This is a genomic window from Nocardia sp. XZ_19_369 (assembly GCF_015355715.1).
Classification (GTDB): Bacteria; Actinomycetota; Actinomycetes; order Mycobacteriales; family Mycobacteriaceae; genus Nocardia.
Map to the genome: position 1 here is coordinate 479,487 of NZ_JACVED010000002.1, position 10,359 is coordinate 489,845.

The 10,359-nt window shown below is 67.6% G+C and carries 8 protein-coding genes; 6 read left to right on the forward strand and 2 right to left on the reverse strand.

The window, feature by feature from the left end; genetic code table 11:
• Positions 1-35: 35 nt before the first annotated feature.
• The 4 genes from IBX18_RS08405 to IBX18_RS08420 all read left to right on the forward strand — a co-directional run bounded on the left by IBX18_RS08405 (position 36) and on the right by IBX18_RS08420 (position 4,182).
• The gene (locus IBX18_RS08405) at positions 36-1,391 is read left to right on the forward strand and encodes a hypothetical protein (protein ID WP_194833702.1); all 1,356 of its coding nucleotides are present in this window, start codon (positions 36-38) and stop codon (positions 1,389-1,391) included.
• Positions 1,391-2,794 (forward strand): PQQ-binding-like beta-propeller repeat protein, encoded by a 1,404-nt coding sequence (locus tag IBX18_RS08410; RefSeq protein ID WP_194833166.1) that lies wholly within the window; start codon positions 1,391-1,393, stop codon positions 2,792-2,794. Before IBX18_RS08405 ends, IBX18_RS08410 begins: the two co-directional genes overlap by 1 nt.
• A 90-nt stretch (positions 2,795-2,884) precedes the next feature.
• On the forward strand, positions 2,885-3,328 hold the full coding sequence (locus IBX18_RS08415; protein WP_194833167.1) for a nitroreductase/quinone reductase family protein: 444 nt from the start codon (positions 2,885-2,887) through the stop codon (positions 3,326-3,328).
• A 50-nt stretch (positions 3,329-3,378) separates the two neighbouring features.
• A complete protein-coding gene (locus IBX18_RS08420; protein ID WP_194833168.1) occupies positions 3,379-4,182 on the forward strand; it encodes a methyltransferase domain-containing protein in 804 nt (267 codons plus the stop codon).
• Positions 4,183-4,190: 8 nt separating this feature from the next.
• Here the strand turns inward: IBX18_RS08420 and IBX18_RS08425 are convergent, their stop codons facing one another.
• A complete protein-coding gene (locus tag IBX18_RS08425) occupies positions 4,191-4,823 on the reverse strand; it encodes a TetR/AcrR family transcriptional regulator (RefSeq protein ID WP_194833169.1) in 633 nt (210 codons plus the stop codon).
• A gap of 103 nt (positions 4,824-4,926) precedes the next feature.
• On the opposite strand from IBX18_RS08425, the gene IBX18_RS08430 reads away from it, so the two are divergent.
• Together IBX18_RS08430 and IBX18_RS08435 are read left to right on the forward strand one after the other, a co-directional pair.
• Positions 4,927-5,880 (forward strand): TIGR03564 family F420-dependent LLM class oxidoreductase, encoded by a 954-nt coding sequence (locus tag IBX18_RS08430; RefSeq protein WP_194833170.1) that lies wholly within the window; start codon positions 4,927-4,929, stop codon positions 5,878-5,880.
• Positions 5,881-5,969: 89 nt separating this feature from the next.
• Positions 5,970-6,473, forward strand: coding sequence for a VanZ family protein (locus IBX18_RS08435; RefSeq protein ID WP_194833171.1), 504 nt, complete (start codon positions 5,970-5,972; stop codon positions 6,471-6,473).
• An 8-nt stretch (positions 6,474-6,481) separates the two neighbouring features.
• Here the strand turns inward: IBX18_RS08435 and IBX18_RS08440 are convergent, their stop codons facing one another.
• On the reverse strand, positions 6,482-9,787 hold the full coding sequence (locus IBX18_RS08440) for a BTAD domain-containing putative transcriptional regulator (protein ID WP_194833172.1): 3,306 nt from the start codon (positions 9,785-9,787) through the stop codon (positions 6,482-6,484).
• Positions 9,788-10,359: the final 572 nt, after the last annotated feature.

Consider the following 10,359-nt stretch of genomic DNA (forward strand, 5'->3'; position numbering starts at 1 on the left):
TCACCTGACAGCTATGGGGAGGAGCGGTGCCGGAGATGGAAGCTCGCGAGGAAGCTCAGCCGTCGCGCGCGGTAAGCGGGTGGACGGTCGGGCTGGTGTGTGTGGCGATCGTGGCGAGTGGCGTCATCGTCGGTGGGCTGCTGCACGAGCCGGAGCCGGAGCTGACGACCAAGCCGGTGCCTACGGCTACCGCTACTCCGTCCAGACCGCCGGTCGAGAGCTCCTATGTCACTCCACCTGTTGTGTTCCCGGTGGAGATTCCGGGTTGTGCCGTGGTGGAGCCGCCTACCGAGGGCAACTTGATGGCGTGGGCCAGCTACGGCACGTTCGGTTACGACAATCCGGCGTATCCGTGGTTCTCCGGTCCGAAGGCTGTCGCGATGTCGCGGGCGCTGCGGGACGGGTTGCCGGACGATGTCGAGGTCGCCTTTGCGTCCGACGAGCAGTCGCTGCTGTTTCAGCCCATCCTCGATGATCCGGAGGATGCCGATTCACCGCCGGGGGCCGGCGGCTGGACCACCGCGAGCGGCACGCTGCGCCGGGGTGCGGGCGAGGGTGGGCTGATGGTGACGGTGCGGCAGTCCACGGCACCTGTTCCGCCTTGTGTCGCAGGTGATCTCGATGAGCGGCGTCGGCTCGCCGATGGCACGACGGTCGATGTGCACGACACCTGGTACGAGATCGACAAGGTTCGCACGCTGTCTCGCACCGCCCGCGCGTACTTGCCGGACGGTACTGCGGTCACCACCGCCGCCACCGATCAGCGCACGGACGGCAGCGGTCATTCCGGCACGGTGCCGTTGACGGTCGACGAGCTCGCGGCCCTGGCCGCCGCCCCCGGCCTGCGCGTCACGACGCCGGTGCCGCCGGGCACCCCGGACGTTCCCGAAAGCTGTTCCGGTGCGACGGAAACCGGTGGGATGATCGACGAGGGCGTTACCCGGCGGTTGGACGCGGTGCTGGCGCGCATCCCGCTCGACGGTCTCACTCTCGATCGGCCACTCGGGCAGCTGCGACCGGCGGGCCCCAGCGCGAGCGGGGTGTGCCAAGCGGTTCGGATCACCACGCCGGGGCGGGAGTCGCGGTTGAGCGTCGCGATCGCCACGGAACAGCGCCTTCCGGAGGACGCGCCACCCAACCGTGACGGTGACCGCGTGACGACCCGGCGACTGCCGGACGGGACCGTGGTCGAGACCCGGGAGTCGCGGTTTTCGGTGCAGTCGCAGAAGCCGGGGGCGCAACCCGTGCCGGAAACTATGCGCACGGTCACCGTCACCCGTCCGTCGGGCACCCGTATTCACGTGTCGTCCACCGCCGCCGAACCGATCGAACCTTTCCCTTTCGCGCAGCTCGAAGCGATCGCCACCACCCCCGATCTCGAGGTGCGGTGATGGCGCCGATCCCGGGCTTGCGCAATCTGCTGCTTGCCGCTGCCGCCGCGGTAATCACCAGTGCCGGAGCCGTTTACGTCCTGGTGCAACCCGACGACGCCACCCGCAAGATCACCGGCACCGCGGCCGCAGCTCCCGGCCTCGCCTGGTCGGTCGATGCCACCGCGGCCTACGACGGCGCGTCCCCCGAATTCCGTGATCCGGTCGCGGGCACCGAATACGACATCGGCAGTGCGGGTTTCGTCGAAGCGGGCGACACCCTCGTCGCCGTGGTCGGCTCCTCGGACGGCGATATGTCGCTGCGTAATCCGACAATGATCGGTATCGATGCCGCCTCCGGCGCGGTGCGCTGGCGTACCCCCGCCGCCCACCTCGGTGGTTGTGCGCGCGCTCCGCTCGACAATCACCTCGTCTGCTTCACCGGACCGTCCGAGCCGCCCGCTCTCATCGGTTACGACATCGGCAGTGGAAAGGTCACCCGCACCTCCCTCGAGTGGTCGGTCTTCGCCCTCGCGACCGCCGAGGATCGCCTGTACCTGGCGGAAGGCGATGTCGAGTCCGACGACGTGCGCGTGCATTCCGGCACCCTCGCCGATCCCGACGCCCACTGGACCCGCGCGTTCACCATGGGCACCGCATGGGAATCCCTGCCCGCCGACGCGCTGGACGTCGCGCATGGGCAAGGGCTGTTCGCCCTCGGTGCCGATCTCGCCGGATTCGACCTGCGCACCGGCGCACCCACCTGGACTGCGGAACTGACCGGGTGTTCCCGTACAACCCAAACGAACCCGGCGCTGGTCGTGCGAATCCACACCGACTGCACCGGCTACCGGATCACCGGCTCCGACATCCTCGACCACACCGGGCGGGTGCTGGCCACCACCGATCACGAAGCCGCCCATAGCCTCTCGATCGACCTGCCGACCGACGACACCGTCCCCGTGTTGCTCGCCGACGGCGCCCGCGATCGCCGCACCGGACAGCTGATGTGGACCAGCCCCGATCTCGTCACGCAGCCGCGTACGACCCAGAGCGAGTACGGGAACGCCACTTCCGGCTCCGCGATCGCAGTGCTCGGCGACGTCGCACTGCTCCGAGATGACGCCGCAGGCACCACGACCGGGCTTGATATGCGCACGGGACGCCGACTGTGGCAGCACGCGACCGAGCGTTCCGGCACCCCGAACGCCTGGGACGGCGACGTCGTCGTTTTCGCCGATTCCACCGGTCTGTGGGCGATCGACCCGAAATCCGGCGGCACGGTGTGGGACATCCCGTTCCGGGCGGTGACCGACGTCCCGGACGCTCTCAGCGACGGCGGCCAAGTGACTGCCCGCGGCAAGGGCCACTACGTTTACGCTTCCGCACGCACGTTGATCGGCCTGCGCCCGCTCGGCCGGTAGACCTACGTCTTTACCTGTGACAGTTTGTTACAGGGAGGTAGTGTGGGCATATCAGAGCTCGTTCCCCGTGCAGCGTGGTTAAGGACCCCCATGCCCTCGAATTTCGCTCTCAAGACAATGAACACGGCCCATCGCGCGCTCTTGAAGGTCAGTTGCGGCAAGCTGGGCAACGACTTCAGCGGGATGCCGTCGATCGAACTCGTGACCATCGGCCGCAAATCCGGTCGCCCGCACGCGGTGATGCTGACCGCGCCGATCGTCGACGGCGACACCTACGTCGTCGTCGCCTCCCGCGGCGGCGACCCGCAACATCCGGCCTGGCTGCACAATGTGCGCGACAACCCGGATGTCCAGGTGTCGGTGCGCAGCGGACCCCGGCAACCGATGACCGCCCGGATCGCGAACGCCGAAGAGCGGGCCGCACTGTGGCCGCGCGTGATCGCCGCACAGAAGGTCTACGCCGGCTACCAGAAGAAGACGACCCGCGAGATCCCGCTGGTCCTGCTGACGCCGAAGCCCGCATCGGCCAACTGACCGTCTAACGGCTCGTTCGGTCGATTCGCTTCCGCGGCAGAGGGAATGGCATGAGCGAAGCGGGTTCGTACATCATTCGCGGCGGTATCCAGGGCCGAGAACGGTTGCGCGTCTTGGCCGGCGTGCTGGCGCCGCGCACCCGGGCATTGCTCGAGCAGTTACCTGTCCGCCCGGGTGATCGGTGCTGGGACGTCGGTTCCGGCGGCGGCGATGTGACACTGATGATCGCGGACATGGTCGGCCGGGACGGTCGAGTACTCGGCACCGACCTCGACCCCGCCAAAGTGGCGCTGGCCGAAGCCGAAGCCGCCGCGTATCCGCAGGTGGAATACCGAGTCGCCGACATCACGGAGGAGCTGCCTGCGGAAACCTTCGACATCGCGCACGCCCGTTTCCTGCTCTCGCACCTGACCGACCCCGCCGCGGCCGTCGCCGCCATCGCCCGGACACTCCGGCCGGGCGGCACCCTGGCCGTCGCGGACGTCGACTTCAGCGCACCCCTCTGCTGTCCCGACTCACCCGCATTCCGCGCCTACCACGACCTGTACATTCGCACCGGTCGTCACCGGGGCGCCGATCCGCTGATCGGCCCCCGGCTGCCCGCGCTGCTGCACAACGCGGGCCTCACCGACATCCACATCCAGGTGAATCAACCCGCCGAACCGGACCCCGCCACCAAACTCGTCCACGTCCTCACCCTCGAGAACATCGCGGACGCCGCGCTCACCGCCGGACTGACCAGCACCGCCGAACTCGACGCCATCCTCGCCGATCTCCGTGCGGCAGTAGATGATTCATCGATGGCGCTGGCCGCTCCCCGAATGGTCCAGACCTGGGGCCGCGCGCCGCGATGATCGCACGGTCAAGCGGCATCGAGGGCGGCGCGGAGCATGGCGAAGGCGCGCCGGGCGGCGGCGACGGCTTCGGGGTGCACCTCGTCGAGTGCGCGACCACCGGCTAGCTCGCGCAGATTCTCCTCGGCGAGCACCCGCAGCGTAATGATCACCTGGTGCGCGGCCACCCGCGCGGTGACACCGTCGGAGACGGCTCCGGCGTCGATCAGGGCTGCGGCGAGCTCCTCGGCGCCCTTGGCCACGAAACCGAGCACTCGCGCCGACAGGCTGGGCGTGGTCTCGAACATCTGGTGCAGCGCAAGCACTTCCGGGTCATCGTTCAACCCGGTGATCGGATCGTGCGCGTCGAGCGCGGCCAGGAAGTGCCGGCGCAGCGCGTTCAACGGAGCCTCGCCGGACCGCCGTTCGCGGACCACCCTGGCGGCCTCCTGCTCGTGGTCGATGATCCGGTGCAGCACCAGATCTTCTTTGGTGGGGAAGTATTTGAACAGCGTCGGCTTGGAAACCTGTGCGCGCGTAGCGATCTCGGCGCAAGACACCTGATCGAAGCCGGACTCCAGAAACATCTCGATCGCCGTATCGGCGATGGCTGTCCGAGTCTGCTGCTTCTTCCGCTCCCGCAGGCCGCCTTCTGCTCCCATGGCGTGAGCGTACCAAAGGTGCAACCGAGGCAATATAGACAGCGTGTGTATATATTGACTGGGTTAACGAATCGGTTCGTCACAACGCAGCTCGGGAGACTTCATGCGTATCGGTATTGCCTTGCCCACCAACTACACTCGCCTATCCGCGACAGCCGACCCGGTGCAGACCCTGATCAGCCAGGTCGCGGAGCTGGCCGCAGCCGGACTGGACGCCGCCTGGTTCATTCAGCGGTTCGACCACGACGCCCTCACCGTCGCCGCGCTCGCCGCACGCGAAGTACCGGACATCGCGGTCGGCACCGCGGTGGTCCCGATCTACCCTCGGCACCCGATCACGCTCGCGATGCAGGCCCGGACCGTGCAGGCCACCAGCCACGGCCGCCTCACCCTCGGCCTCGGGATGTCGATCGCCTCGTTCGTCGAACAGACCTACGGAATAGCGCCGCACCCCCGGATCCGGCATCTACGCGACTACCTGAAAGCGTTGCGCGCCTTGCTGGATGACGGAGCAGTGGAACTGGAAGGTGACACCCTGATCGCCCGAACGCCCCGGTCGGAACCGTTGCACGGCGTGCGGCCCCGCGTGCCGGTCCTGGTCGCGGCGGCAGGCGAGCTGACACTGCGCGCCGGCGCGGAGCTCGCCGACGGCGTGATCCCGATTCTCTCCGGGCCACGCACTCTGGCCGACTACACGGTGCCCACCCTCACCCGCTATGCCGACGCCGCCGGTCGGCCGACACCGCGGACCGCCGTGATCGTCTCCGGGGTGGTGACCGCCGACGTGGCGGGAGCCCGCGCGCGGGCCGAAGAGAATATGCAGCCCTATGCGACGATCCCGGCGTACCGCGCCGCCTTGGATCGCGAAGGCGTGCACCATCCGGCCGACCTGGTCGCGATCGGTGACGAGCAGGTACTGGCCGATCAGGTCGCCGCGTATCGCGAAGCGGGGGCAACGGAACTCATCTACACGCAGACCGCGATCGGTTCACCGGACGACGAACAGCGCACTTGGAAACTGCTGGGCGAACTGGCCGCGAGTTTCCGTAGCCCGTAGCGGATCTGATCAGGGCCTCATCGGCGGATCTCGTGTGGATTGTGTGGACGAGTGGCGGAGGCGCGAGCGACTCGAGTGAGACTGACGGGGTGAACGGGACTTGGGAGTCGTGGGGCGGGGTGGTGCTCGCCGCGATCGCCGCGCTGCCGGTGGCCGGTGTGGTGGCGTGGTGGCTGGCTCGGCGGCGCGGGTGGCGGGTGGCGCTGTGCGAGGTCGGGATGGTGGTGGGTACCGCGCCGTGGCTGTGGATGATCCTCACGCCCAAGGGATCTGGGCGTTCGTTGAACCTGGTGCCGCTGCGTGATCTGGCCGATCAGCTGACCGACGGAAGGGTGATCGAGCAGTTCGGTGGGAATCTGCTGGTCTTCGCCGCGCTCGGGTTCCTGCTGCCGGTGCGCTTCGCCTGGTTCACTCGCTCGTACCGGGTCCTGCTGGTGGGCGTCTGCGCGTCGATCGCGGTGGAGGCGGTGCAGTTCGCGCTGGCCATCGGCCGTCACTCCTCCATCGATGACGTGCTGTTGAACGCGACCGGTGCCTACCTCGCGGCCCAGCTCTCCCGGCCCTGGTGGGCGTCGCGCGCCGATCCCGCGTAGCCGGCCGGTCAGGGACCCTTCGGATCGACCATCGCGGCCATCGCAACCGCGCGACTCGACGGCGACAGATCGCATCGGATCAACGCCGCGGCCCTGCGGAACTCGGCCGAATGCGCTTCGGCCGCTTGCGTTGCCGTGGCGGCGAGAAACGTCGAGTCGATGCTGGCGACATGATCGGCGATGCGCCGGGTCTCCGGTAGGCCCAGGCTCGCGGCGATCGTCAGAGCGGTCTTCCAGTGCTTGCGCGCGACCGAGAAGTGCGCAGAGCAATAACTGACCGTGGCGATGGCGTCGTAGGCCAGCATTTCCTCATACGGCGAGCCGGATGCATAGGCGATATGCAGTGCGCGTTCGTAGTGGGCTAGCGCTTCCCGGTAGTGACCCTGCCTGCGATGGATATCGCCGATACCCAGATACGCGCAACACTTGAGGATCAGATCATTGCTGCGCTCGGCTCGCGCCAGCGCCACCCGGAAATTTTCCACCGCTGTCTCGTACTGCTTCAGCTGACAATAGGTATTGCCGATGCGGATCGAAAAATAGTTGTGGAAAAGGGTATTCGGCGACATCGGCGTCAGCGTTTTACGCGCGTCCTCCAGGTGTGCGAGCGCGTCGTCATATTTGTCGACCCGCATGTCGGCATCGCTGATGCGCATGAGGGCACTGGCGCGCAGGTATGGGTCGCCGGTTTCGTCGGCGATATCGACGGCTTGCCGCAGATAGTCGACGGCGTCCTCGCAATGCCCCATCCGCTCGTGGACCTGCCCGAGCCCTTGCAGCGCATAGCCTTCCATATATCTGTTACCGCTGGACCGGGACAACGACAGCGCTTGGTGATACCCCATCAGCGCATCCCGATACCGCGCCAGCCGGAAGTAGACCAGCCCGCTGTGATGCATGGCCCGCGCCGCGTTGGCCTGGTCGCGCATGCCGTGCGCCAGCCCGACGGCGTCGTTCAGCACCACCAGCGCCTGCTGGCAATGCCGCATCCGCCAGAGCGTGTAGCCCAGGTTGACCAGCAACCGACACTCTTCCGCGTGCTGTCCGCTACTACGCGCCACTTCGACCGCGTCGAAGTGCAAGGTGATCGCGTCGTCGGAGCAGCGCAGGCCCGTCACGTAAGGCCACCAGAGGATTTCGGAGAACAGCCTGGTGTAGCCGGACCAGCGGGCTTTGGTCGCCTCGCGGGCGATCGCCAGCAAGTTGAGCCGTTCGCTGTGTAACCAGGTCACGCACTCGTGATGAGTGACGAGCGCGGGCGTAGGCGTCGTCGGCCTGGGCAGATCGGCGACGCGGAAGGTGCGGTCGGGCAGTATTCGGGTGCCGACCGCCCACGCGGCATACCGGTAGTAGTCGAACAGTCGGGTCAACGCTTCGTCGCCATCAAGATCGGACGGCTCGCTCAGAGTCGCTGCGTAATCGCGTACCAAGCTGTGGAACCGATAGCGCTCGGAGACAACTTGCTCCAGCAGATGAACATCGACGAGCGCCTCCAGGATCTGCTCGGCGGCGTCGATCCCGATATCGGCGAGGGCGGCGGTGGCGTAGGTGTCGAAGTCGCGGCCGGGGTGCAGGCCGAGCAGCCGGAACGCCCGCTGCTGATCGTGCGACAGGTCTTGGAAACTGGCGGTGAGGGCGGCCGCTACGCTGCGGGATCCCGCGGACAGGTGTTCCAGCCGGCTGGGATGTCGGAGCCGCTCGGCCAACCGGTCGATCGGCCAGACCGGCCGCGCACGCAGCCGTCCGGCCGCAATGCGAATGGCCAGCGGCAGATAACCGCACAACCGGACGGTTTCCTGCACCGCCTCGGGCTCCGCCGCGACGCGCTCGTCGTGCACGATGGTGGTGAACAGCGCGGTGGCGTCTTCGCGTGAAAACACGTCCAATGACAGGGTTCTGGAGACTTCCAGGTCGACGAGCCTGCGCCTGCTGGTGATCAGCACCAGGCAGCTCGCTGTGCCGGGCAGCAGCGGCCGCACCTGATCGACGTCGGCGACGTTGTCCAGCACCAGCAGCGCCGAACGGGCGGCGATTCTGGTGCGCCACATAGCGGCTCGCGCATCCAGATCCGGCGGTATCGACTCACTCGGCACGCCCACCGCCCGCAACAGCCGGTCCAGCGCGACCATCGGTTCGACGGGCGCGCTCTCGGCGGCGTGCCCGTGCAGGTCGATATAGAGCTGGGCGTCGGGAAAGCGGCCGCTGAGCCGGTGCGCCGCGTGAATCGCCAGCGTCGTCTTACCCACACCGGCCATGCCGTCGATGGCCTCGATCAACACGGTCGGACGAGCCGCTTCCGGCGGTATGTCGGCGAGGAGCAGGTCCATTTCGCCGGTGCGGCCGGTGAAGTCCGCGATGTCGCCGGGCAGCTGATTTCGGCTGGGCAACACCTCGGGCTGGAACTCGGTCTTGTCCCCGCCGCCGACCTCACCCAGTGTGGACGCGCCCTCGGCGGCGGGCCGTGCCGCGTCCTGCTCTAGTCCTGCGAAATCGGTTGGGCTGTAGAGCGATTCATGCCGACCGGTCGGTGTGGACACGCCGCCCAGTGGTGGCTCGATCTCGTCGCGCAGGATTCTGCGGTGCAGCTCGCGCAGCTCGCGTCCCGGCTCGATCCCGATCTCGTCGGCGAGATGGCGCTGCGCGTCCTGGAAGACCAGCAGCGCCTCGGCTTGCCGCCCGCAGTGGTAGAGCCCGAGCATGAGCAGCGTCCGAAACCGTTCCTGCAGCGGATAAGAGGTGACCAGCGGGGCGAGCTCGGCGACCGCTTCGGCATGCTGGCCGCGGGCGAGTTTGATCGCGGCGCGGTGCTCGAGCGCGGTCAGGTAGCGCTCCTGCAACCTGCGGCGTTCGGCCTCGATGATGGGGCCAGCCAGGCCACTGAACGGTTCGCCGCGCCACAGTGCCAACGCGGCATCGGTGTGCGTGGCGGCCGCGGCGAGGTCGCTGTCGCGCCGGCATCGCTCGGCGGTAGCGAGGAGCCGGTCGAACGCGACGTGGTCCGACAGCGTGGGGTCGCCGTGCAGCACATAGCCGGTCTCCGACCACACCAGCGCGGGTTCGGCGGCCTTGCGGCACGGCGCCAAGGCGCGACGCAGCCGACTGACGTAGGTCTGTACGCCGTTGCGCGCGTCACCCGGAGGGTGTTCGCCCCACACCCCGTCGATGATCGCGTTCACCGTTACCGGCCGGTTCATCTCCAGCATCAGTGCCGCAAGCACCGCTTGCTGTTTCGCTGGGCCCAGCTCGATTTCACAGTCGTCGCGCCTTGCTGTGAACGAACCGAGCACCCCGTATCTGATCTGCGTGTGCGCCATGGACAAGCCCTCCTGAACCATGTGCTACCAGCGCTGAGCATAGGTGGCGCCGGACTCCTCCGAGGGAGGAACACTGGATAGTTACCATTTTGACCAGTCATTTACGCGCTAGTACAGCGGCAGTTACGCAGCTCGAGACATCCTGATCGAGTGTGCGGCAGCGGGATTCGGGGGAGGCGAGTTCATCGGCAGCCGACGAGCTGTCCGGGCAGCAACAGCTCATCTAGTTGTGAGCAAGCGTCCGATTCCGGGCTTTGTCACGCGCCGCACCAGTCGAATCGCCGTTTCGCCCTGCTGACGCAGGCTGTGGACAGGGTTGTCCCGCACGGTGATTCGGGGTGGGTGCCGCACTGGTGGTCAAGCAAATGGCCCGGTGCGGATTCGTCGACGGGGGCGGCGGCAGTCGACCGGGGACAACGAGTGTCCCCACCTTTGCCAGCGCAGCGAGCTGGGCGCGCGGCGGTGCAGTACGGGGCTGCATCCACGGCGCGCCCGCATCGCCGAAAACGATTCCGTTCGGCCAGCAGCGGATCGGTACGGCCCGGCAAAGGTGATAAGCGAGGGAGTTTGTC